Genomic DNA, 21,543 nt, shown 5'->3' with positions numbered 1-21,543 from the left:
TTCTCGCTTCCATACTCCCAGCTGTCTGTCCGGCACAGGTCCAAAAAGCTTTCGAGAGCATAGAAGCGTTGCAAAAATATACCCCCTATGGCCACATAGGCATGGAAGCGGTTGAAGAAGTTATCGATATAGCAAAAACTGTTTTCGACCGGACTGGAACAAGTAGGAAAGGCTGGCGGCGGTGGCCATAATCACCTTAGCTGCCATCTATCTCCTGGGCCAGCTTATACGCTATCTGTTTAGCTGATTCATGAAAGGAATGTGGCGAGTATGGGACTTCCCGCCAAACTACTGAAAACCTATGACGTGTCCTGTCCGAAGTGCGGCCGTTCCGCCAGCGTAAGAATAAAAGGGGTTTACGGGCACCAGGGCAGGCCGGACAGCTGGAACTGCCGATGCGAAAGCTGCGGAACATCCTTCAAGCCCCGCAAATCTCCGGGGGGGGGTGGGTGCCCTTGATGACCGGAAGAAATACCAGTATAGCGCCGAGCAAGCTCGGGCCGATGCGCTTTCCCCCGCGGGACCCGGAACCGCCGGCGGAGATCAAGGTGTACCACCTGCCCGTGGAAGAGTTAATCAAAAAATACGGCCCGCCCAAGAGGCCCCTACAGCACCGCAATTATGACGGCGCCATCGACTACCATTCCATTGCCGCCGCCATCCGTACCAGCGCCGGGCCGGAGGAGGCCGCCGTCCTGGGCCTAAAGCTGGAGGACCTACGGCGATATATCCGGCACTATAAAATCCAGCCCAGGTATGGGCTGGCGATTAAAAAGGAGGAAAATGAGATGGCCTTTGAGGTCTACAAAGATGTGAATTCCAAGAATGCAGCCGACAATCAGGCCCAGGCCGAGAAGAAACAGGAAAGCGCTCCTGTCGCCAACCGCCTGACCGTGGCCCGGGCGGTGGAAATGCGGGAAGAAGCCATCGAGGACCTGGACGACCTGAACCGGATCATCGACCTGGCCACCAGCGACTGTACCACGCCGCCGTCGGACCGCGTCATGAAGCTTTTAAACTGGCACCGCGACCAGTTCCGGCTAATGCTGGACCGCATAGACCAGGCCTTTTCCAATACCGAGGTGGTGCTGTGATGGCCGGGAAGATAAACCCGGCGCAGACGAAAAAGATGTGGGCGGCCGCGGCGGAACTGTGGCCCCGGGAGGACATGAAAGAAATGCTGTACAGCCTGGTGCAAAGGCTGACCGGCTCCTCCTCCATCTCCTCCCTCACCGCAGTCGGGGCCTGCCGGGTAATCGACGAGCTGGAAAAGTTCCTGGGCCGGGACAATGCCAAGAAGTTTCCCCGCCGGCGGGCAGCCGCGGCGCCGGGCGGACCCAGGGGGGCGACGGAACAGCAGCTGTGGAAAATCAGGGGCCTGGCTGAGAAGCTGGGCTGGGACGATAAAAGGCTGCTGGGATTCGTGAAAAAATATTACCGCGTGGACAAAGTGGAATGGCTGACCTACGCCATGGCCCAGGCCTGCACGGAAGGCCTGAAGGCCATGCTGGCCCGCCAGGAGGATGGCGGGCCCAAGGAAAGCCGGAAAGGGGGTTGATAGAGTGTCGTTAAAGGAGGACCTACTGCCACACCTGGACCCAAACGAGTTGCCGGACCCCTACCCTAAAATAGCCAAGCTGATCGGCATGGAGAATGCCATGGCCCTGGCTGAATACTACGGCGGAACCTACCTGTATTTCCGGAAGGTAGACGAGGCGCTGCGCAAGGCCAGGGACAAACTGATTCGTGAAGAATTCAACGGCTACAACCACAAGGAGCTGGCCCGCCGGTTCGATCTTTCAGAAACATGGGTCAGGAACATCGTTGGAGAGCGGGACAATAACCAGATGAGCCTCTTCCCGGATATGGACCAGCAGGCTTCTACCGGATAGCATTCAAAACTACTTTCAAAACCAGTTACAGAAACCAGTATAGGCAAGAAAAAAACTTACGAGCCTTAAAAGACGCCGGCCGCCCGAATATAGTATGCTCCTGGGTAGAAATACCCAGGAGTTTTAATATTTCAAAGGGGGATCAGGGGTGGATTATAGCTGGGTTTTACAGGGAATTTACACGGCTGCCCTGGGTCTGATTGCATACCTGGTGAGGGACTTGAAGAATTCCATTGAAAACAAGGTCAAGAAGAACACTTCCGACATCGAGTCCCTTCAGAAGGAGCTTGGCGACCTTAAAGCAGACCTCCCGTTCGTTTATGTGATGCGGGAAGACTTCGTCCGCGCCATGGCCAACGTGGAGGTCAAGCTGGATAAAATATACGACTACATTACCAAAGGAGGTACAAAGAATGGATAAGAACAAGGCCGTCGAGGAGCTTAAGGCCATAGAAGCCAAGCAGATCAGAGGTTTTATGTTAAAGCTTCTCGAAATCACCCACCCGCAGCCGACACCCAGCAGCGCCATTTCGGCGGCGCTGGTACAAAACGGCCTGGTGGTTAACCCGGACATCTCCAGGTATGTCTCATACCTGGAAGACAAGGGATACATTGAGGTCAAGGATGTTGCCTTAAAAAGCCTGCGGATCGGCGGGGTGGCGCTGAAGCTTACACCCAAGGGGATAGACCTGCTTGAGGGCACCATCGAAGACCCTGGAGTGGATATCTGATGGGCGATCAGCGGGAAAGAAACCGCATCAAGTCCAAGGTGGACGACCTGCCGGCCGAGGTCCGGGACTACCTGGACAGCAAAATTAACGATGTCAGCGTTACCTATGAGGAGATCGCGGAAGAGATCACCAATATGGGGTACCCCATCGGCAAGTCCAGTATCGGCAGGTATGCCATGCGGCAGAACGCGGCAGCCAAAAGGTTGAAAGAGGCATATGAAAAGACCAAGGTGCTGGTCAAAACAATTCATGAAAACAGGGATATCGACTCTTCGGAGGTGGCCACCGCCATCCTGATGGACGCCCTGACCACGCGCATCGCCACGGCGGAGGACGAGTTCGACGACATGCCCCTGGATAAGGCCGGCAGGTTGGTGGCGGCCCTGCAGCGGAGTATTGTGCTGCGGGAAAAGCTCAAATTTGAATTTACCCGGGGCGTGGATGTGGCCATTACCAAGCTGAAGGAGCAGCTTAAGGCTGAGCTGGCAAAGCATCCCGAGATATTGGAGCAAATCTATAAGGTAATGGACCGGGTGGTGGAACAAGCGAAGGCGTAGGTGACTGCATTGCTGCTTAAGGATTTAGTTGGACAAAGTCAAAACGGACTGTCCTTCCCTGAATACTGCCTCAAGCATATTGTGCTGGATGACCGTACACCTTACAACGTCTTTAACAGGGCCTATATGAAGGAGATAGTGGAGGCGATTTTTACACATCCCCATATCACCATAACAAAAGGCGCCCAGACCGGGCAAAGCACGTTGTTTTTAAGCCACTCATTTTATATGGTTGACATCCATGGGGCGAATGTAATCTACTACCTTCCCACGGATAAGATGGCCGTCCGGTTTGGGCAGACGCGTATCGACCCCTATGTGGAGCGGAGCGAATACCTACGGTCCCGCATGCTGGGCACCGACCAAGCCGGGCTGAAGCAAATCGGCACCCACTTTTTCTATATGCTGGGCCTGATGAGCAAGACAGGGGCCATTTCTATTCCCGCCGATGAAGTTCTCTTTGATGAGGTGGCCCTGATCAACCGGGAGAATATGGACCTTGCCCAGGACAGGATTCTGGCTTCAAAGCTGGGCTGGCAGCGCTACTTCAGCACCCCGATCTATGAGGAAGACGGAATAGACGAACTGTACCGGGAAAGCGATATGAACAAGTGGGTAGTCACCTGCGAGGGCTGCGGTCGAGAGTCTATTCCGGAAGAAGAGTTTCCCGACAATATGCGGGATGACCGCGCCAAGGGCGGCAAGGTATACCTGGCCTGCCTGAAATGCGGCGCCGCCCTCAATGTGGATAACGGCCGGTGGATTGCCGAGCATCCCGAGCGCATCAATCAAAGGGGATACCGGGTACCGCAGCTGGCGATCCGGGAGGCCAGGCTGGACCTCATATGGGACCGCTGGCTAAAAGCCCAGGGAAAGCCTGAAAAAATTGCCAGGGTACGGCGCAGCGCGCTGAGCATAGCTGATAGCGGAAACATGCAGCCCATTTCAAGCAAGGTCCTGGAGATTGTGGAGGCGGCGGGAGATTACTACTTCCAGGACAGATCGGATATACAGTGCGCAATGGGGATTGATATGGGAGACAGGGCGCACGTGGCTGTGTCGGCTCCATGGGGAGACGGGTTCAAGGTGATAGCCGCCTTTCATATAGACGTCGAAGACCTTCTACCGCTTATACCAGACTGGGAGATAGCCTATAATCTCAGCGCCCTTGTTATTGATGCGATGCCCTACAAGACAGAGTCCAAGCGGGTAGTGCGCGCGCTGAGAAGGGCCACCGGATATATACAGTATTTCAAGCCTAATTACAAAGAAACCACGGAGGGCGAGGATGAAAAAGAGGTCAGGGTCATTCAAATCGACCGGGACGAATCCCTGGATGAGATGACCTCATACTTTGGCACCAACCCTCCGCAGGCGCTGCTCTTTAAGCCCAGGGACACCAAGGAAGAGAAAACCCTTGACGAAGTGAAGCGACACCTTAAGAAGCTGGTTAAAGAGGAAATAGTCGGCCCGGACGGCCAGAAGAAAATTTCCTATAAGAGAAACACCGAAAACCACTTCGGCATGGCCATTAACTCCGCGCTTATAGCGTTGATGCTGCGGAATCACGGCGGCAGCATCTCTCCGGAAAATATACTGACTGCCGGGAAACGAAAAATCGCCCAGCTGTTAAGGGGGTACGATGACGCATGATACTGGGACCGGACGGCAAGCCCATCAGGCGGCCGGAGAAAAGTGAAATTATCACGGCGGATAAGCTTAACTGGCAAATAATCATGAACATGCTGCCGGACCCGGACATCATTCTCCAGAAGACGGGCAAGACGGCCGAGGTTTTCGAGGAGATGGAGAACGACCCCCATGTGTGGGCCTGCCTATCCTCCAGAAAGGCCGGGGTATTGACCAAGGAGTGGGACGTTCTGCCGGCGGGCGACAGTCCCAGGGAGCAGGAAATAGCATCGTTCGTAAAGTCGGCGCTGGATGACCTGGATATGGATAGCCTGATCCGTCAGGTGCTTGACGCGCCGTTCCATGGCTACACCGTGCATGAATTGATCTGGAAAGAAGCCCGGGGCAGGTGGGTAATAGACACGTTTAAGGACCGGCCGCAAAAGTATTTTGGTTTTGACGTGAACAGCAACCTGCTGTTTAAGGGCATCTTTAACCTGGACGGCGAGCTGATGCCCGGGGCGAAATTCCTGGTGGCGCGGCACGAGGGCAGCGAGAAAAAGCCCTATGGTGTGCGGCTGGCCAGTAAGTGTTATTGGCCCTGGCTGTTTAAAAAGCATGGATATAAGTTTTGGGCCATATTCGTGGAGAAATACGGGATGCCGCTGGCCATTGGCAAGTATTCGCCGGGGTCTTCAGAACAGGATAAGGCCGACCTGGTGCAGGCGCTCATAGACCTGGTGCAGGACGCGGCGGTGGCGATACCGTCCAACAGCGAGGTGGACTTCAAGTCTGCCGGAGAAGGTAAAGAACGCATACACCAGATGTTTATGGAATTCTGTGAAAGCTCCATATCCAAGGCCATCCTGGGCCAGACCCTGACCACCCAGATAGGAGAAACCGGCGGGGCATACGCCGCGGCCAAAGTGCACAGCGGCGTGCGGGATGATATAAACGAGTCGGACGCCAAGTTGGTTATGTCGGCCATAAACGATCAGCCGGTATGGTGGCTGGTGGACTTTAATTATGGGCCGCAGGAGCGCTACCCCTCTTTTGTGATTCATTACGAGGAGGAGCAGGTCCAGAAGGACCGGGCAGAGCGTGACAGGGCGCTGGTGGAAATGGGGCTGCGCATCCCGGCCAGGTACTTCTACACCAGGTACAACATTCCCGAGCCGCAGGATGACGAGCCGGTGGTCGCTCCCCCGGCCCTGACCGCCGGCGGCCAGCCCGGAGCACCAGGGCCGCAGTTCAGTATGGCGCCGCGGCGCCCCTCCTCTCCTGCCCCGGGCAGGCGGGAACCCTGGGTGGACTTCACTGCCGACGGCAAGTCCACGGCCCTGGCCCGCGATGAGATGCTGGAGAAATACTTCCGCCGCTGCGTGGATGAGGGCGTCCCATACTACCAGGCCGTGGCTGATGACCTAAAGCGCCAGATCCGGGCGGCAGGCAGCTACGAGGAGGCCGGAAGAATCCGGCCGGACCGTGAGGAACTGGCCAGGCTGGCAGAGTATCATATCCGGGTTAATCTGACCGGCTACATGCTGGGGGAATGGGCCACCTGGCAGGACTACCTGGGGGCCCGCACCCAGGAGGAGGCTCAGTTCGACGACTTGGCCGGGGCCTTTAATATAGATGCGGTTTCTTTATCTCTGGAGGACGCGGTGTCTTTCTTCTCCCGGCTGATGCCGGTGGATATCGAAAACTACCGCAAGCTGGAAAGGCAGCTGCGGGACAAGTATTTCACCATTTCCGCCATTGAGGGCGACGACATGGTGGCCAGGGTCAAGGAGGAGATCGAGAAGTCCCTGGAGGACGGAACGACCTTTGAGAACTTCAAGAAGGGCGTGAATGAACTCTTTGCCAAGATGGGCCTGGACCAGGCGGACCCCTGGCACCTGGAGAATGTGTTTCGCACCAACATCCAGACAGCCTATTCCGCCGGCCAGTACGAGAAGCTGCAGGACCCGGCGGTGGCCGACATGTTCCCCTACTACCGGTATTCGGCAGTCCGGGACACCAGGACCCGGCCCGCCCACGTGGCCATGCACGGGTTTGTGGCAGCCAGGGACGACCCGATCTGGAATGAATGGTGGCCACCCAACGGCTACAGCTGCCGGTGCGGAGTGATAGCCATAAATAAATACAAGGCCAGGCGGGAGAATATTGTGCCGACGTCCGAGCGGCCACCCTTCGAGCCGGACAAAGGATTCGCCCGGAACCCCGGGGAGGCCTTCCGGGAGGTGCCGCCGGACATGCTGGCCAGGAGGTAATGATCAACTACTTAAAGGAAGGTGATTAAAGGATGCCGGAATGGCACGAAGTCTGGAGGGCCGGCAACTACCCCCAGGGCAATTTCACCGAGAATGACGTTCAGCAAATCGTGGACAACTACATTCCCGAAGAAAGCGAGGCCCCGGTGGTAATCGGCCACCCGAAAAACGAGGACCCGGCTTTCGGGTGGGTGGAAGCCCTGAAGCGTGAGGGCGGCAAGCTGCTGGCCAAGTTCAAGCAGGTGGTGCCGGAGTTTGCCGAGGCGGTCAATCAGGGCCGCTACAAAAAAGTGTCCGTCCGTCTGAGGAAAAAGGAAAACGGCTGGAACCTGATCCACGTCGGTTTCCTGGGCGCCGCCAAGCCGCAGGTGGAGGGCTTAAAGCCCATATCCTTCAGTGAGGAGGACGCGGCGGAAGGTGTCGATGTTGAATGCGACTTCAATCAAAAGGAGGAAAAAAAAGTGCCGCCACTGGATGAAAAGAAGCTCCGGGAAGATATCCGGAAAGAGCTGGAGGCCGAGTTCAGCGCCGACCAGGACAAGCTGAAAAAGGACCTGGAGGCAGCCAACAGAAAGCTGAAGCTTTCGGAGTTGGGCAGCTTCATCAGCGAAAACAAGACCAAGATTCCCCCCGCCACCCGGGCAGGCCTGGCCGAGTTTATGGCTACCCTGGAGGATGGCGAACAGATGGTGGAGTTTACCGCCAAGGAAAAAGACAAGGACAAAGAGGTCAAGCAGTCGCCGCTGGAGTTCTTTAAAGACTTTGTGGCAAAGCTGCCCGATTATTCGCCGCTGTTCAAGGAAACCGACCAGGAAGAAGATGCCACGAACAGGAAGCACCGGGAAGACAAGGAGTTCACCGACACCCAGGTGGATGAAGAACGCCTGGCGCTGCACCGCAAGGCCCTGGACTTTGCGGAGAAAAACAAGGTGACATACGAAGAGGCCCTGGTCGCGGTGGGCGACTAAAGGCCCGCGGTAACAATAAATCTCATGAAAGGAGGATAAATAGTGCCTAATTTCTATCCTGTGCTGACCATTACGCTGACTCCGTCCGGGACAATCAACCCTTACCGGTTTGTTAACTTCGCCGGCGCGCAGGCTGGCGCGGGCGAAGCGGCGCGCGGAGTAACCCATGACGGCGCGGAGGAGATCGACAAGGCCGTGCCGGTGATTGCCATGGGGACAGCCGTTGTCGAGGCCGGGGCCGCGTTCGCCGCAGAGGCGAAGCTGGTATCCGACGCCAACGGCCGGGCCATCGCAGCCGTCGCCGCTTCCGGCAATGTTATCAACGCTATCGCCCTGGGGGCCGCGGCGGCCGCCGGCGACCTGGTGGAAGTTATACTGGTTCCGCCTGTTATCCAGGCGTAAGCAGTATAAATCCGGATAATACAACTGGAGGTGTAAAAATCTAATGCCGCCTTTAAGACAGATACGCGTAGTTGATCCTGTGCTCACCACCGTGGTGCAGGGCTACAAGCCGCCCGAATTCGTGGGGGACAAAATACTGCCCATCGTGGAAACCGACAAGATGGGCGGGGTTATTCAGAAATTCGGGCCGGATGACTTTAAGCTCTACAACACCCGGCGCGCGACCGGCGCCAAGAGCAAGCGCATTCAGCCGCGCGAAGGCGACCCCGTAAAACTGGCACTGCACGAGGAATCACTGGAGATCACCATTGACGTCAACGAACGCTCCGAAGCGCCGAGCCAGACCCAGCTGGAGGCGCGCCGGGCGCGGGTGGCCACCAATAACATCTACACGCGGAAGGAAAAGGACCAGGCCGACGCGGTGCTGAACCCCAACAACTACGCCGCCGGCCATGTGATGGACCTTTCCGGGACTTCCATGTGGAGCGATTACGCCAATTCAACGCCCATCGACGACGTGGAGGACGGCAAGAAAATCGTTCGCGCCAAGATTGGGCGCCGGCCCAACACCATACTGCTGGGCGCCTCCACATTCGACACCCTGAAGCAGCACCCGAAGCTGATCGAGCGTATACAGTACGCCGTCAAAGGCGTATTGACCATCGAGCTAATGAAGGAGCTGTTTGGCATCAATGAAATCCTTGTCGGCGAGTCGCTTTACGCTGACGACAAGGACGCGCTGTTTGACATCTGGGGAGACGTGGCCGTTCTGGCTTACATTCCCCCGGCGGGCGAACGTGGCGAGGAAGTGCCGAGCTTCGGCTATACCTTCCGGAAGAAGGGCCACCCGCGCAGCGCCATGTACAAGGAAGGGAACAAGCTGGACGTAATCGAGGTATGGGACATCTATGATCCCATGGTCCTGGGTCCCACCGCCGGGTTCCTGATCCGGAACACGAACTAAAGCGATTTAAACCGGGAGGTATGAAAGATGCCTGAATATGTGGTGCTGGGACATGTGAAGCACAACGGGGAGAAGTACCAGGCCGGCGAGATTCTGGAGCTGACCGAAAAGGAGGCCGCCCTCCTGCTGGCGCTGAAGTCCGTCAGCAAGGTGGATGGCAAGAAGAAGGCCCAGAATGCCGACCCGAAAAACGACCCCGCAGCGGGCGCCGGGAAGGGGCAGGGGGACGACAAGAAGGGTTAAAAAATCCCCCTCTCAGACGCGCCAGAATGGCCTGTAACGATTGCGGGGGTATAAGTATACGCACCCCAGTCAGTTAACAGGTAGTAACGGCAGGTAACAGCCTTGTAACAGGCTTGTAACAGGAGGGATGATCCATGTACTGCACACTGGCGGATCTGGAAAAAAGACTGGACCGGCAAAAACTGATCGAAATCTCCAACGACAGGGACAACCCGGTGCTGGATGACCAGGGAAACCCCACCGTCAACGAGGCTAATGTGAACATGGCCATCGAGGAAGCCGGGGCGGAGATGGACACCTATCTGGGCAGGCGGTACCCGGTGCCTCTCTCCCCCGTCCCGGACGTGGTGGTCAAGCTGGCAGTGGATATCGCCATCTACAACCTGTTCAGCCGGGGCTGGATGCAGCAGGAGGACCAGACCATCTATACCCGGTACCGGGGTGCCATCAAGCTGCTGGAGAAGATGGCCAGCGGCAAGGTGCAACTGCCCGGCCGGGAACAGGGTATCGTGGTGAGGGCGCCGGCCAAGGTATTCGGGGATGACTTCCGGAAGGCATACGACTGATGGCCGGGGTGCAGCTGACCGGCGACTGGATCAGGATTTCCCGGGCATTGACCAAGCTGCAGCCGGCGCCGGCCGAACTGCAGATATTGAGCCAGCAGCTGGGGGAAATCCTGGAGCAGTCCACCAAGGAACGGTTTGATACTGAAAAAGGCCCCGATGGAGAACCCTGGAAGGAACTGACACAGGCTACCCTGATAGCCAGGGCGCGGCGGCGCACTCGAAAGAAGGACAGTACCAGCGGCTTTTATACCCAGGCTACCACCCCGCGGCGGGGACGCGCGGCCAGGGAAAACGAGCCGAGGCTTTCCGCCAGAAGCATCCGGATTATGGAGACGGCGGCCATCCTCAAAGACCGTGGCCGGCTGGTGCGCTCCATCCGCAGCAAGGCCCGTTCCGACGTGGTGGCAGTGGGCACCAACCTGATTTACGCTGCCATTCACCAGTTCGGCGGCCCGGCCGGCCGGGGCAGGAAGGTGGAAATACCGGCCCGCCCCTACCTGGGTGTGTCGGAAGCCGATTTAAGCGATATCCGGGAATGTCTGGAAGATTTTATCAAGGAGCGAACGACATGATCGCCATCGCCAAAAACCTGGTGGAAAACCTTCTAATCCAGGCTGGCATACCCAAGGCCGGAATATACCATGAGGAAAGCGCCTTTGACCGGGTGAAGGCCATGCCCTTCGCCGTCATCCTGGCCGGAGATGAAAAGTTTGAGGAGAAAAAGCGCAGGGTAACCAAGTTCACCGGCCAGGAAGGACGCCGCTTCATGCGCCACCAGCGTTATGAGAGGACCTCCCCTTTGGAAATCACCGTGATGCACAAAACCGAGGACGACGTGGACAAAGTGCTGACGGCGGTGCTGGAAACGGTGCCGGACGGGGTCGATGACGGCAAGGGCAATTATACCCCCATCCGGCCGGCCGGCATCCAGTGGATGACCGGCCAGCGGGACCGGGCCGGGGCGGTCCTGATTCTCCACTTTATCGGGGGGATTTATCAGGATAAAGATATGGCCGTGGTGGAAAGTGTTGTTATTAACGTGAAGGGAGAGTAATCCATGGCAAAAGATGATAATAAAAACCGGCTCGCGGGAACGGAAGCTCAATTGGTGCAGACTATTGAGTCCATGCGGAATAAGCACCAGTTGACGGCGGCGGAATTCGCCGGGTTGTGTATGTCCAACGACTGGGCGGAAGGGCTGGAAATAGCCGAGGAAGATTTCCTGCAGGCTCTGGTTATCTGGCGGAAAAGCCCGGTGCACGGAAGAACAAAGTAACGGAATGTCTCAAGAAAGGACGGTGAACCTGGTTGACTAAAAGTATTCTGCCCGACGTGGACATTGAGATTATCGACGGAGGGCTGGGGCTGACGCCTACCGACCCGTCGGGCATCCACGTTAAGATCGGGGTTTCTACCGCCGGGCGCACAGGGGTGATTTACCGCATGACGTCCGGTGACCAGGCCCAGGAGAACCTGGGGGCCGGTCCACTGGTGGACGCCTTGCTGGATAGCTTCCAGCACGGTTCCCAGCTGATCTACGCAGTGAAGGCGGCGGCCACAGTGGACGGCACTATTTCAGCCATTACCAAGTCCGGCGCCGGCACCGCTACAGCTGCGGCAGACGGTGCCCCCAACGACGCTTATGAGATTGTCATCGAGGTACTGAAGGCCGGGGCGCTAAACGAAGCTCGGGTGCAATACTCCCTGGACGGCGGGGACTCCTGGTCTTCCAAGAAGACGGTGCCCACCAGCGGAGTTCTGGAGCTTACGGGCACCGGCGTGACGGTAACCTTCACCGCCGGTAACCCGGCCAGCGGAAGTTTCGTGGTGGGCGACAGTTACACCTTGGCTACCACGGCCCCGGCCATGAGTAACGAGTCTTTCCTGGATGCCATAGCCGTACTGGAAAACACCACCGGGGATTTTGAATTTATCCACGTGGTGGGTGAATCCGCGCCGGCCCTCTGGGCGGTGGCGGCCGCCAAGGCGGACGGGTTTGAGCTGAACCACATCCCCCTGCACATCGTGCTGGAGGCCAGGAACAAGCTGGCCGGTGAAACCCTTGAGCAGTACGTGCAGGCGCTTTTAGCTGATGCCGCCACGTTTTCCCATACCCGGGTTTCAGTGGTGGCCGGCCGGGTGGAATTGGCCGCCCTGGATGGCAAGGTGCGGGACACCAATATGGCCGGGGCCTATAACGGCATCGTGTCGAAGGCGAAGGTCCAGGAGTCCCCCGGCAAGGTCATGAGCTATAAGCTGACTGCGGCAACCGCCCTGAAACCGGACGGCATTGAACCGCACATTGCCGCCCTGGACGGTGCCGGATACGTAACTGCCCGGAAATACCAAGGAATGTCCGGCATCTATGTAACTAATGGCAGAATGATGGCGCCGCCGGGCAGCGACTACGAATTTGTGGAAACCAGGCGGGTAGCCGACAAGGCCAGCCGGGGAGTGAGAAATGCGGCGCTTATGTACGTGCATTATGACCTGGAAATGACTGAGGACGGTAAGCTGGATCTTACTCATTTCAAAGCCCATTTGGAAGCTCCGCTGGATGAGATGGCCAAAAAGAGCGCCAGGGAAATTGCCGGGTATGAGCTGACCATTGACCCGACCCAGAACGTGATCTCCTCGAAGCAGCTGGTGGCTGACCTGTCCATCTTCCCCACGCCGATTATGCGCTGGATCACCATCCGCCAGAAGATGAAAAACCCGTTCCTGAAAGGGTAGGTGACAAAGATTGATTAACGGAAAAATGTTTGACTGGGAAGATGTAAGTATTGGCCTACCGCACGGGGTGGCGCTGCTCATCAAGGACATTTCCTACGACGACGAGCTAGAAGTGGACCCGGCTTACGGCAAGGGCAATAAAGCCGTCGGGTACGGTACGGGAAATTACAAAGCATCGGGCAAAATGAGCATACTGCGGGAGGAATACGACAAATTTATCGATTACGCCAAGTCAACCGGGAAGGCCCTCTACAGGTTGCCCCCCTTCCCTATTACTTGCAGTTACGCCAACGACGGGGAGCCTGTCAGCACAGACGTGCTGCGGGGCTGTAAAATCAGCAAGCGCAGCTGGAAAGCGGCGCAGGGGTCCAAAGAACTGACGGTGGACCTGGATTTCACTATTACGGATTCCATTGAGTCTAACGGCCTGAAGGCCATCTAATACCTGCTGAGAACTGGAGGAATGAGACGTGGATCTTAATCCGGAGGCTTTAAAAGACAAATACGGGAACATCTTTCCCGTCACGGTGGAGGGGCTCCTGGCTAAGGACGGAGAGGAAAAGTCCTTTACCTTTTACTTTCAGGAGGCCAAGACCGCCCACATCAACCGCTACCTGAAGGAAGCGGCGCAGCGGGCGCTGGACGCCACCAAGAATTTTCTTTATTCACTGGTGGTGCCGGAGCAGATGGATGAAATGAAGGCGGCTTTCGGGGAGTTCCCCCTGCTGCCGCTGAAGCTGGCTGACCCCTACACTGATCAGCTGGGCCTGGGCGCATCAGTCAATATTCAAAAAAAGTTGTAGACCGGGTCCGGGAGCGGGTGGATGAAATCTCCTGCAGCTACTTTGAGGCGGGGCACCTGCTTATATTTAAACACTTCGGCGTCGAGAGGGATATGACTCTGGAGGTATTCACGGAGCTTTTCGCCCGGGCGCTCTGGTACGAGGAGCGGGAGATTTACCTGACTGCGGCGGCCATCGTCAAGGCCCTGGGGGGCGGCGGGGCGGAATAAAAAGGCCCTCCTCTAAGTGAGGAAGGGCCGGCGCCAGGTTAAAAGGCGAGAGTAAAAGCGGAACATGCCCTTTATGTCTAACCAAAGACTGTAATTATCGCCCCTATTCTGGACATACCAGTGTAAACCTGACTGCATATTAGCGTAAGACCAGTATGGAATTAATAAGGGAATTAAAACAATAAAAGCTATTACGCCAATAATCCACATGGTACCTATCATTGCTTGTCGCATAAGAAACAGAACCAGTAAAAACACAAGGGCTACGCCAATAATCCAAAAAATAGCATCCAACATCATTCCCCCTTTATTGGTAAAATTTTCTCTAATTATATTTCAATTTTGGAGGTGAGGCAATGGCACTGGAAACAATTTTTAAATTAGGTGTAGTTCTGACCATGATAGATAAGTTATCCGGTCCCACCCGCATTGCCTCCACTAATGTGGCAAATCTCCAGCGCAGGATGGATTCACTAAAGAACACTTCGGAGAACTGGATGAAAACCGGCGCCGGCATGACGGTGGCCGGTGCCGGCATCGCCCAGGGGATGCTGATGCCCATCACGGCTACCCACGCGACCAAGAAGGCTCTGGGTGAACTTTCCGCCGTTGGTGTCAAGGACCTGGCGGGCCTGGAAAATGCGGCAACGGACTTTAGCAACAAATGGTCCGGCACCATGAAGTCGGAGTTTATTTCTGCCGCATACGACATTAAGGGCGGCATCGCCTCCCTTTCCGATGAGGGAGTTGCCGAGTACACCAAGCTGGCGGCGCTGACGGGCAAGGCCACAAAAGCCACCACGGCTGAGATGACCAGCCTTTTCGCCACCGGCTACGGCATTTATAAAGATTATTACAAGAACCTTAGCGACATTAAGTTTGGTGAGATGTTTGCCGGGGGACTCACAGCAGCCGTTAATTACTTCAAGTCCACCGGCCCGCAGATGGCGCAGGCAATGACTGCCCTGGGGGCGGCTGCCACCAGCGCCAACCGGCCGCTGGAAGAGCAATTGACAGTGCTGGGCATGCTGCAGGCCACCATGCCGGGCGGTGAAGCCGGCACCAAGTACCGGGCCTTTATCCAGTCGGCGGCAAAGGCCGGTTCCGAGCTGGGCATAAGCTTTGTTGACAGCAAGAACCAATTGCTGAGTGTCACGGAGATACTGCAGCGGTTAAAAGGTAAGTACGGTGACACTCTGGACGCGATTGAAAAGCAGCAGATCCAAAAAGCTTTCGGTACTGACGAAGCGGTAGCCATGATCGACCTGCTATACCCGAAAGTAACCCAGTTGGGGGATAACATCAAAAGCGTCCGGGACTCTATGAAAACCGGAACCGCCCTGACGGAAGAGATGGCCGAGGCAATGAATAAAGACCCGGCAGCCCGTTGGCAGATAGTTGCCCAGCGTTTCCAGAATTTGAAGGAGGTAGTCGGCAATCAGTTGCTGCCGGTGGTGGAGCCGGCGGTGGCCAGGCTGGAAAAGTTCGTCTCTAGGGTGGCGGAACTGGCCGGCAAAAACCCCGATGCCACCCGCGCCATCGGTCTGATGGTGATGGGGTTGTCAGCTCTACTGATTGTTGTTGGCGCCAGCCTCACCGCTTTGGGTTTTTTGATGAATATGGTGTCAAAAGGTATACAGGTTTATACGGGTTATCAGAAAGCAGTTTTATGGGTTAAAGATGCTTTCTTAACCCTAAAGATACATAGCCTTTACGCCATGGACTCCCTGCGATCAGGCTGGACAAAGGTAAACCAGGGAGCCACCACCGCATACAACGCCACCCGGCGAGTGAGCACGGCGGTGGTAGATATTGGCAGAAGGGCAGCCATTGCGGCAGCCACCGGGTTAAAAAACCTGGTTACCTCTATGGCCAACCTATCCCGTACCGCCGGCACGGCAGCTGTAGCAGCTCTGCGCAATATGGCCACAGGTCTGGCCAGTATGGCGGTCCAGGCCTACAGGACGGCAGTCACGGCCCTGCCCGGCTTAATCGCCGGGGTATGGTCCTTTACGGCGGCCCTGCTGGCCAACCCGGTGACCTGGGTGGTGGTAGGCATCATAGCGCTGGTGGCTGCAGTGATTCTGCTATGGCGAAACTGGGACAAAGTATCCGCTGTCTTCCGGATGGGTTGGGCGAAAATTCGGGGGGCATTCAGTTCCGGAGTGGCATATGTCCGCAACCTCTTTTCTCAGATGATGGGCTTCCTACAGAAGTACGGCCTGTACATCCTGGTGGTATTGGCCCCTTTCCTGGGATTGCCGCTGCTAATCATTCAAAAATGGGGTGATATTAAGAGTTTCTTTATCAATCTATGGACCGATATCGTGGGTTGGATTCAAGTAAAGATCAGTGAATTCAGGCAAAGCGGCACCGCATTAATCGACGCCTTTGTCCAGGGCATTCAGAGCGTCATTTCAAAACCATACGAGGTAGTGCAGGAAGGCCTGGCCAAGCTCCGGCAGCTGCTGCCCTTCTCCGATGCCAAGGAAGGCCCTCTCTCCCGCCTTACCCGCTCAGGGCGGGCGGTACTGGAGACCTTCTCCGGCGGGATGAAGGAAAGGCTGGGCCTGCCGGGCAAGGTAATGGCCGGGGCGCTCTCCGGAATGTCCCTGAAAACGCCCATAACCATGCAGCCGGCATTTGCCGGGCTGCCCCAGGGCATAACTGCCAGCCTGCCGGGCGCCGGTGATTTCAGCGCAATGGAGATACCCTCCCCCACCGTGGCCGGCCGGGAGAGCCGCCTGGAGCGCTTCAACCTCCGGGAGGTGCTGCGGGAAAGCCGCTTTGTTCGGGAAAAGGAAACCATCCGGGATACAAGATCCCGCCCCGTGGTGGTCGTGGTGAACGGCGGCCAGGGCGGAGGAAACAGCGTTGAGGATTACGTGGAACTGGCGTATCGGTACTTCTCCATGCGCGGGGAATAGGGAGGCATAGACATGCCGCAGCTTGTGACAACTGATGCCGGGCAGGTTAAAGTGGGTGATGTCATCCTGCCCGGCGTCTTTGAAAGCATTGAGGTTACCGGCAGCGTAAAGCTTGACGAAGTGGAGATCGAGGGAAAAGAGCAGAAGGTCACCCAGGCCATGGGCTATGACAACGCCCGGGTCCGCCTTACCATTAACCTTTATCCGGAAGAAGAAGATGAGGAGTGCTACGAACAAATTGCCATATACCAGCAAATATTCAGGAGCGCGCCCAACCAGGAGAAGCCGGGATTATACCATATCGTAAATAAGCACACCTATGCCCGCAACATCAATGAAGTAATCTTTGGCGACCTGAAAACCTGGGAGGATAATAAAGGCGACCGGGTCATTATCACCTGCGAATTTATCGAACATGTGCCAGTCGCAGTACAGATTGCGGAAGAAACAACTTCTGAGCAAAGCACTTCTTTGTCTTCATATTCATCTTCCTCGACGTCCTCTATAGACGAATCAACTTCTGAAGGAATTGACGATTCGTGGATAGTTGATAATGAAGAAGACAAAACGGTAGAAACCCCGGCGGTGGATGACCGTAAACCGGGCCTGGGTGAAAGGATTCTCGCAGGGCTTCGAGGAGAATAATGTGATGCTTAATATGTTTTCCCCTTTCATCGAGCTTGTGTCACCCGGCGGCAAAGTACGCAATTTTTTCAGCAAGATGGATGTCTGGCTATCTCGCAAGGAGCCGGCCGATATCGCCGAATTTACCCTGAAAACCGGCCTGCCCGCCCTGGGGCTTGCCAAGGGTGCGCCGGTTGAAATCTGGATAGGGTACGACCCATCAAAAGCCTGGCGGGTTTTTGCGGGCTATGTGACTGAACCCCGTTCACCTAATTACCTTTGCAAGGACGAAGCTCTAAAGCTTTTTAAAACGAACATAGTCCAATCTTTCCAGGACGTGGCGCCCCAGGACGTGATCCGGTTCGGTTTGCTAGAGGCAGGGATTACAGTGTTTACCCTGGATGATACGGTTTACCCGCACAAGTCCGGCTTTGTGGCCGCGGGGGAAAACGTGTCGGACCTGGTGAAGAGGGTAAATGCTACCTGGGGCATTACGAACGACCACTATTTTGACGGTGACCGGCGCTTTTATTGGACACCTCCCACTCCCCAGCCCGGGCCGGTGTATGTGTACGAATACGGAGAGAACATTCTCAGCCTGGAGTTTTTTGATGAGCGCGACCCATACGGCCAGCGCGCCGCCGGCAGCACTTCTGGAGCCGGCAAGCTCCTGACAGTGGCTTCACCATTTATCTCTCATTCCCGAGAGATAAAGATTATCTGGCCAGAGGTTAGACAAACCAGGTATCTGGTCGAAACTGTACGGCACTTTTTAAATGATAAAGGATCTCTGAGAACAGAAATATACTTCAGGGAGATGGCAGTCTGATGGACCCAAGGGTTGATAAGCTGATCGAGGTTGTGAGAAAAACTGTTATCATGCTTTTCCCGGAGCTGACCGGACGGTATCACCTGGCCGCCAGGGCGAAGGTGACCGGGGTAGCCAATGGAATAAGCGCCCAGCCGCTCACCCGGGAACGCACGGACGACGACACTTCCCCGGTTGTGAAGTGCCCGGCCCTGCCGTATACCCTGAAACCGGACAATGTGATCCATATCGGCTATTTATACGGAGATCCGTCCGAACCTATGGCAGTGGTGCTTTCCACCGCTGCCATAGGAACATGGACAGGCGGCAAGGTGACAGTCGAGGGATACGGCGCCAGGGACGGGCTGGTGATGGAATACTTGAAAGACCATTTTCGCCTGGCGACGCTGACCGCGCCGGTGGATCAGGATGGGAACCCGCTTCCCGGTGCCACAACGTCACCTTTAACCAGGATTGATTTCAGGACTGGGTTAAAGGATGGCGATAAAGTGGCAGCGGTTCCGATTGAGGAAGGCGATAGATTTATAGTGATTGGCAAGCTTTAGGGGGTGGCGATGCTGGAGGACATTCTCTTAGACGATGACGGCAATTTTTTGCCAGCTGCGGACGGCGATGCCGCGACGGTCAAGAATGCGGACTGCCTGCTGCAGGATGTAAAGCACCGGCTTCTCACCTATCCCGGCGACCTATGGTCGCACCCTGAATATGGTGTAGGCCTGCAGCGGTACCATCAAGCGGAAGATACGGAAATTAACCGCCTGGAATTGAAGCAATTAATTAAAATGCGATTATCGGATGATGAGCGCATTAACCTGAGTTCTCTTACCGTTTCAATAAATTCCTGGACCAGGGATGCAATCTCCATCGAGGTTAGTTTTATACCTGCGTCCACAGCATTCAACGAAAAAGCGGCGAAAAGTCAAGCAACTATCATTTTGACGATCACCCAGGATGGAATTAGCTTCTCTGGAGGTAGCGGGTCATGAAGCCTGAAGATTTGCTCCCGATTAAGACATTCCAGCAGCTGCTCGATGAATCTAAAGCAAAACTGAAAGAGTTGAAATTCCGCATTACTAACCTCCGCCCCGGCGGTGTATTTCACACCCTCATGGAAATCGGGCACCAGGGGCTGGCGGATCTGTATAGCTTGCTGGGCAAGATAACACCTCAGATATACCTGGATACCGCCACTGGTTTCTGGCTTGATTTCAAGGCAGCTGATTATGAGACTTACCGGTGGCCGGCCCAAAAGACACTGGGTAACGTCGTATTTGGCCGCAATGCGCCTGGCGGTAATAAGATCATAGATGCCGGGAAAATAGTTGCAACGGAAATCGACCTCTCCGGGAACCGGCTGAAATACATCGTAGCCGCCAAAACGGTTTTGGAGGCGGGACAGTTGGAAGTGGCGGTTCCGGTAAAGGCCGAATTTGAGGGTGCGGCATATAACGTAGGCGCCGGACAGATAACTTTTCTGCTTACTTACATAGACGGCATTGATTATGTCCGCAATGATGATGGATGGATCACCCGGGAGGGCACCGATGATGAAGATGATGAGTCACTAAGGGCCAGGGCGAAAAAAAAGTGGAATACTCTTTCGGTTGGGCCTGGCGCCGATGCATATAGATACTGGGCAAGTCAGGTGCCGGGAACTGTGGTGATAGACGTGGATGATCAGCACCCCCGGGGGCAAGGGTCAATTGATGTAATCATTGCCAGCACATCCGGGATACCTACTCAAAGTTTAATTGACGCCGCGCAGGCGATGTTAGACAAAAAGAAAGCCCTTTGCGCCAATGTGCTGGCGGTGGGAGTGGAGCCGGTAGTTGTTGACTGGGACGTAATTCTTTATGTGGACCATGAGCTGGCCGACTTAAATGAAGAGGATCGGACCGAGCAGTTGGCTGCAATAAAGGCCCAGGGCGAAGAGATTATTGACATTATGTTTCAGTATGGCGATACCGAGCATGCCGACATAGAGAAGATATCAATAAGATACGGGGTTATCCGGGAACAGGCTATAGGCAACCTCTTGAAAATTGATTATGTAATTAAACCGGTAATTAATCAGCCTGCCGCTGATGTGCCTGTTACTTCAAGGCAGCTGGCAGTTAAAGGTACAGTCAACGTGACGGTGCTAATAGCGAGTTAAGAAGGTGTTTACATGGGCTTCGGAGATTATTTCTATTACTTAGCGCACCGGATTTTTAAGCGAGCACCCCGCGAAAACAACGACCTGGATAAGTTCACCAGGGGCATCGGCTCCGTGTACGACAGAGCCAAAGAGGCAATATTTAAGCTTCGCGAACAGGCATTAATTATTACCGCAAGCGGTAAGGCCCTGGACCAGCATGGGCGCGACCGGAATATGCCCCGGTTCCCGGGGGAGTCCGATGATAAATACAGGCTCCGACTGCTAAAAGCCTTTAGTTATTATGAGCAGCTGGGCACCAAAGAGCACATGCTGGAGGTGCTTCGGGGGCTAGGATATAAAGACTGTGACATCGACGAGCTTTACCTGACAGATCCTGAGCGGTGGGCAGAATTTATCATTAGGATCACTGACCCATTTATAGAACTGGATTGTAAATTAATTCGATATACAGCGAATAAGCTAAAGCCCGCCCATACTAAAATGGCATCTATAACCCAGGAAGGCACATGGGGGATAAATCTGCTTCCCGCATTCCGCCAGGTGCCGGTTCCCTACCCTCTTTGCAATATTGAGCAGACTGCCGCGCTGGCTGGTATAGGGCTGCACCTGCAGCTGCCCCTGGGAAGCGTGGCCAAGTTAGTAAGTTGGGAATATTCGCCCTGCGGTACCGTACAAACTGCCGGGCAGCCCGGACAGGGATGCTTTGCTACTCTAAATGCCGGCGCCAACGTGGTGACCAAGGCGTGGGAGTATGACCTGGCCGGCGAGGCCATGCCAGCCGGAGACAAGGGGTACCCCCTGGCTGGCGGGATGTCCCTGGAGATGTTCTTTACTCCGGTTAGCTGGGGCTATGAGATGTGTGGACAAATTACTGCGAGGAGTGATGTAGCATGATTCCACCTGAAGGTATGCAGGCAATCGGCGAAGCAATCGCCGGCCTGGTACAGGAAGGAAAGTGTATCCAAAACGGCGTCCAGCGAACCTTGCCCCCGTTCCGGGTGGCGGCAGAAGATAGCACTGTTAAGGTATTGTTCT

Annotated in this window: 28 protein-coding genes; all 28 read left to right on the top strand. The window is 55.6% G+C overall.

From position 1 onward, the window contains the following. Nucleotides 1–191, top strand: a 191-nt coding sequence (locus Pmgp_RS20120) for a hypothetical protein (RefSeq protein WP_205078079.1), incomplete at its 5' end; no start/stop codon positions are given. 264 nt (nt 192–455) lie between these two features. Beyond that, nucleotides 456–1,094: a hypothetical protein gene (locus tag Pmgp_RS16890; RefSeq protein WP_134215473.1), complete on the top strand. Its 639-nt coding sequence runs from the start codon at nt 456–458 to the stop codon at nt 1,092–1,094. Further along, entirely contained in the window at nt 1,094–1,558 is a 465-nt protein-coding gene (locus tag Pmgp_RS16885) for a regulatory protein GemA (RefSeq protein WP_134215471.1), read from the top strand. Before Pmgp_RS16890 ends, Pmgp_RS16885 begins: the two co-directional genes overlap by 1 nt. Nucleotides 1,559–1,562: 4 nt before the next feature. Beyond that, nucleotides 1,563–1,892 (top strand): Mor transcription activator family protein, encoded by a 330-nt coding sequence (locus tag Pmgp_RS16880; protein WP_192902988.1) that lies wholly within the window; start codon nt 1,563–1,565, stop codon nt 1,890–1,892. Nucleotides 1,893–2,040: 148 nt separating this feature from the next. Next, a complete protein-coding gene (locus tag Pmgp_RS16875; protein ID WP_134215467.1) occupies nt 2,041–2,313 on the top strand; it encodes a hypothetical protein in 273 nt (90 codons plus the stop codon). After that, nucleotides 2,306–2,623: a hypothetical protein gene (locus Pmgp_RS16870; protein WP_134215465.1), complete on the top strand. Its 318-nt coding sequence runs from the start codon at nt 2,306–2,308 to the stop codon at nt 2,621–2,623. Before Pmgp_RS16875 ends, Pmgp_RS16870 begins: the two co-directional genes overlap by 8 nt. Continuing rightward, entirely contained in the window at nt 2,623–3,180 is a 558-nt protein-coding gene (locus tag Pmgp_RS16865) for a phage protein Gp27 family protein (RefSeq protein ID WP_134215463.1), read from the top strand. The genes Pmgp_RS16870 and Pmgp_RS16865 overlap by 1 nt, the downstream gene beginning before the upstream one ends. Then, on the top strand, nt 3,181–4,833 hold the full coding sequence (locus tag Pmgp_RS16860; RefSeq protein ID WP_243119928.1) for a phage terminase large subunit family protein: 1,653 nt from the start codon (nt 3,181–3,183) through the stop codon (nt 4,831–4,833). Beyond that, nucleotides 4,830–7,082, top strand: coding sequence for a phage portal protein family protein (locus Pmgp_RS16855; RefSeq protein ID WP_134215461.1), 2,253 nt, complete (start codon nt 4,830–4,832; stop codon nt 7,080–7,082). Before Pmgp_RS16860 ends, Pmgp_RS16855 begins: the two co-directional genes overlap by 4 nt. 32 nt (nt 7,083–7,114) lie before the next feature. Continuing rightward, nucleotides 7,115–8,050: a hypothetical protein gene (locus Pmgp_RS16850; protein WP_134215459.1), complete on the top strand. Its 936-nt coding sequence runs from the start codon at nt 7,115–7,117 to the stop codon at nt 8,048–8,050. 42 nt (nt 8,051–8,092) lie between these two features. Next, the gene (locus Pmgp_RS16845) at nt 8,093–8,452 is read left to right on the top strand and encodes a capsid cement protein (RefSeq protein ID WP_205078076.1); all 360 of its coding nucleotides are present in this window, start codon (nt 8,093–8,095) and stop codon (nt 8,450–8,452) included. A gap of 43 nt (nt 8,453–8,495) precedes the next feature. Then, a complete protein-coding gene (locus tag Pmgp_RS16840; RefSeq protein ID WP_134215457.1) occupies nt 8,496–9,416 on the top strand; it encodes a major capsid protein in 921 nt (306 codons plus the stop codon). A 27-nt stretch (nt 9,417–9,443) separates the two neighbouring features. Further along, the gene (locus Pmgp_RS16835) at nt 9,444–9,659 is read left to right on the top strand and encodes a DUF7210 family protein (protein WP_134215456.1); all 216 of its coding nucleotides are present in this window, start codon (nt 9,444–9,446) and stop codon (nt 9,657–9,659) included. Nucleotides 9,660–9,793: 134 nt separating this feature from the next. Further along, entirely contained in the window at nt 9,794–10,225 is a 432-nt protein-coding gene (locus Pmgp_RS16830) for a gp436 family protein (RefSeq protein WP_134215454.1), read from the top strand. Beyond that, complete coding sequence (locus Pmgp_RS16825; RefSeq protein ID WP_134215452.1) at nt 10,225–10,797, top strand: phage virion morphogenesis protein; 573 nt, start codon at nt 10,225–10,227, stop codon at nt 10,795–10,797. The genes Pmgp_RS16830 and Pmgp_RS16825 overlap by 1 nt, the downstream gene beginning before the upstream one ends. After that, complete coding sequence (locus Pmgp_RS16820) at nt 10,794–11,279, top strand: hypothetical protein (protein ID WP_153189233.1); 486 nt, start codon at nt 10,794–10,796, stop codon at nt 11,277–11,279. Before Pmgp_RS16825 ends, Pmgp_RS16820 begins: the two co-directional genes overlap by 4 nt. A 3-nt stretch (nt 11,280–11,282) precedes the next feature. After that, on the top strand, nt 11,283–11,501 hold the full coding sequence (locus tag Pmgp_RS16815; protein WP_134215448.1) for a hypothetical protein: 219 nt from the start codon (nt 11,283–11,285) through the stop codon (nt 11,499–11,501). A gap of 32 nt (nt 11,502–11,533) precedes the next feature. Then, the gene (locus tag Pmgp_RS16810) at nt 11,534–12,958 is read left to right on the top strand and encodes a DUF2586 domain-containing protein (RefSeq protein WP_134215446.1); all 1,425 of its coding nucleotides are present in this window, start codon (nt 11,534–11,536) and stop codon (nt 12,956–12,958) included. Nucleotides 12,959–12,968: 10 nt separating this feature from the next. After that, nucleotides 12,969–13,400 carry a hypothetical protein gene (locus Pmgp_RS16805; RefSeq protein WP_243119927.1) on the top strand — a complete coding sequence of 144 codons (432 nt, stop codon included), beginning with the start codon at nt 12,969–12,971 and terminating at the stop codon, nt 13,398–13,400. 28 nt (nt 13,401–13,428) lie between these two features. Further along, on the top strand, nt 13,429–13,761 hold the full coding sequence (locus tag Pmgp_RS16800) for a DUF6848 family protein (RefSeq protein ID WP_134215444.1): 333 nt from the start codon (nt 13,429–13,431) through the stop codon (nt 13,759–13,761). 17 nt (nt 13,762–13,778) lie between these two features. Next, nucleotides 13,779–13,970 carry a hypothetical protein gene (locus Pmgp_RS16795; RefSeq protein ID WP_134215442.1) on the top strand — a complete coding sequence of 64 codons (192 nt, stop codon included), beginning with the start codon at nt 13,779–13,781 and terminating at the stop codon, nt 13,968–13,970. A 356-nt stretch (nt 13,971–14,326) separates the two neighbouring features. After that, entirely contained in the window at nt 14,327–16,897 is a 2,571-nt protein-coding gene (locus tag Pmgp_RS16790) for a phage tail tape measure protein (RefSeq protein ID WP_134215440.1), read from the top strand. A gap of 12 nt (nt 16,898–16,909) precedes the next feature. Further along, nucleotides 16,910–17,542: a hypothetical protein gene (locus Pmgp_RS16785; RefSeq protein ID WP_134215438.1), complete on the top strand. Its 633-nt coding sequence runs from the start codon at nt 16,910–16,912 to the stop codon at nt 17,540–17,542. Between the two features lie 4 nt (nt 17,543–17,546). Then, nucleotides 17,547–18,350 (top strand): hypothetical protein, encoded by an 804-nt coding sequence (locus Pmgp_RS16780; protein ID WP_134215436.1) that lies wholly within the window; start codon nt 17,547–17,549, stop codon nt 18,348–18,350. Then, nucleotides 18,350–18,895 (top strand): hypothetical protein, encoded by a 546-nt coding sequence (locus tag Pmgp_RS16775; protein ID WP_134215434.1) that lies wholly within the window; start codon nt 18,350–18,352, stop codon nt 18,893–18,895. The genes Pmgp_RS16780 and Pmgp_RS16775 overlap by 1 nt, the downstream gene beginning before the upstream one ends. Before the next feature lie 9 nt (nt 18,896–18,904). After that, nucleotides 18,905–19,336 (top strand): contractile injection system sheath initiator, encoded by a 432-nt coding sequence (locus tag Pmgp_RS16770; RefSeq protein WP_134215432.1) that lies wholly within the window; start codon nt 18,905–18,907, stop codon nt 19,334–19,336. Further along, nucleotides 19,333–20,505 carry a baseplate J/gp47 family protein gene (locus Pmgp_RS16765; protein ID WP_134215430.1) on the top strand — a complete coding sequence of 391 codons (1,173 nt, stop codon included), beginning with the start codon at nt 19,333–19,335 and terminating at the stop codon, nt 20,503–20,505. Before Pmgp_RS16770 ends, Pmgp_RS16765 begins: the two co-directional genes overlap by 4 nt. Before the next feature lie 12 nt (nt 20,506–20,517). Continuing rightward, nucleotides 20,518–21,402 carry a hypothetical protein gene (locus tag Pmgp_RS16760; RefSeq protein WP_134215428.1) on the top strand — a complete coding sequence of 295 codons (885 nt, stop codon included), beginning with the start codon at nt 20,518–20,520 and terminating at the stop codon, nt 21,400–21,402. The last annotated feature ends 141 nt before the right edge of the window (nt 21,403–21,543 follow it).

The sequence above is a fragment of the Pelotomaculum propionicicum genome, from assembly GCF_004369225.1.
GTDB classification, from domain to species: Bacteria; Bacillota; Desulfotomaculia; order Desulfotomaculales; family Pelotomaculaceae; genus Pelotomaculum_B; species Pelotomaculum_B propionicicum.
This window is presented reverse-complemented; position numbering and strand designations above follow the sequence as displayed.

Bases quoted from the DNA above. Each gene is read 5' to 3' on its own strand.
- Pmgp_RS16885 (WP_134215471.1), top strand. From the start codon at position 1,094: ATGGCCGGGAAGATAAACCCGGCGCAGACGAAAAAGATGTGGGCGGCC.
- Pmgp_RS16870 (WP_134215465.1), top strand. From the start codon at position 2,306: ATGGATAAGAACAAGGCCGTCGAGGAGCTTAAGGCCATAGAAGCCAAG.
- Pmgp_RS16865 (WP_134215463.1), top strand. From the start codon at position 2,623: ATGGGCGATCAGCGGGAAAGAAACCGCATCAAGTCCAAGGTGGACGAC.
- Pmgp_RS16855 (WP_134215461.1), top strand. From the start codon at position 4,830: ATGATACTGGGACCGGACGGCAAGCCCATCAGGCGGCCGGAGAAAAGT.
- Pmgp_RS16850 (WP_134215459.1), top strand. From the start codon at position 7,115: ATGCCGGAATGGCACGAAGTCTGGAGGGCCGGCAACTACCCCCAGGGC.
- Pmgp_RS16840 (WP_134215457.1), top strand. From the start codon at position 8,496: ATGCCGCCTTTAAGACAGATACGCGTAGTTGATCCTGTGCTCACCACC.
- Pmgp_RS16835 (WP_134215456.1), top strand. From the start codon at position 9,444: ATGCCTGAATATGTGGTGCTGGGACATGTGAAGCACAACGGGGAGAAG.
- Pmgp_RS16830 (WP_134215454.1), top strand. From the start codon at position 9,794: ATGTACTGCACACTGGCGGATCTGGAAAAAAGACTGGACCGGCAAAAA.
- Pmgp_RS16825 (WP_134215452.1), top strand. From the start codon at position 10,225: ATGGCCGGGGTGCAGCTGACCGGCGACTGGATCAGGATTTCCCGGGCA.
- Pmgp_RS16820 (WP_153189233.1), top strand. From the start codon at position 10,794: ATGATCGCCATCGCCAAAAACCTGGTGGAAAACCTTCTAATCCAGGCT.
- Pmgp_RS16815 (WP_134215448.1), top strand. From the start codon at position 11,283: ATGGCAAAAGATGATAATAAAAACCGGCTCGCGGGAACGGAAGCTCAA.
- Pmgp_RS16790 (WP_134215440.1), top strand. From the start codon at position 14,327: ATGGCACTGGAAACAATTTTTAAATTAGGTGTAGTTCTGACCATGATA.
- Pmgp_RS16785 (WP_134215438.1), top strand. From the start codon at position 16,910: ATGCCGCAGCTTGTGACAACTGATGCCGGGCAGGTTAAAGTGGGTGAT.
- Pmgp_RS16780 (WP_134215436.1), top strand. From the start codon at position 17,547: ATGCTTAATATGTTTTCCCCTTTCATCGAGCTTGTGTCACCCGGCGGC.
- Pmgp_RS16775 (WP_134215434.1), top strand. From the start codon at position 18,350: ATGGACCCAAGGGTTGATAAGCTGATCGAGGTTGTGAGAAAAACTGTT.
- Pmgp_RS16770 (WP_134215432.1), top strand. From the start codon at position 18,905: ATGCTGGAGGACATTCTCTTAGACGATGACGGCAATTTTTTGCCAGCT.
- Pmgp_RS16765 (WP_134215430.1), top strand. From the start codon at position 19,333: ATGAAGCCTGAAGATTTGCTCCCGATTAAGACATTCCAGCAGCTGCTC.
- Pmgp_RS16760 (WP_134215428.1), top strand. From the start codon at position 20,518: ATGGGCTTCGGAGATTATTTCTATTACTTAGCGCACCGGATTTTTAAG.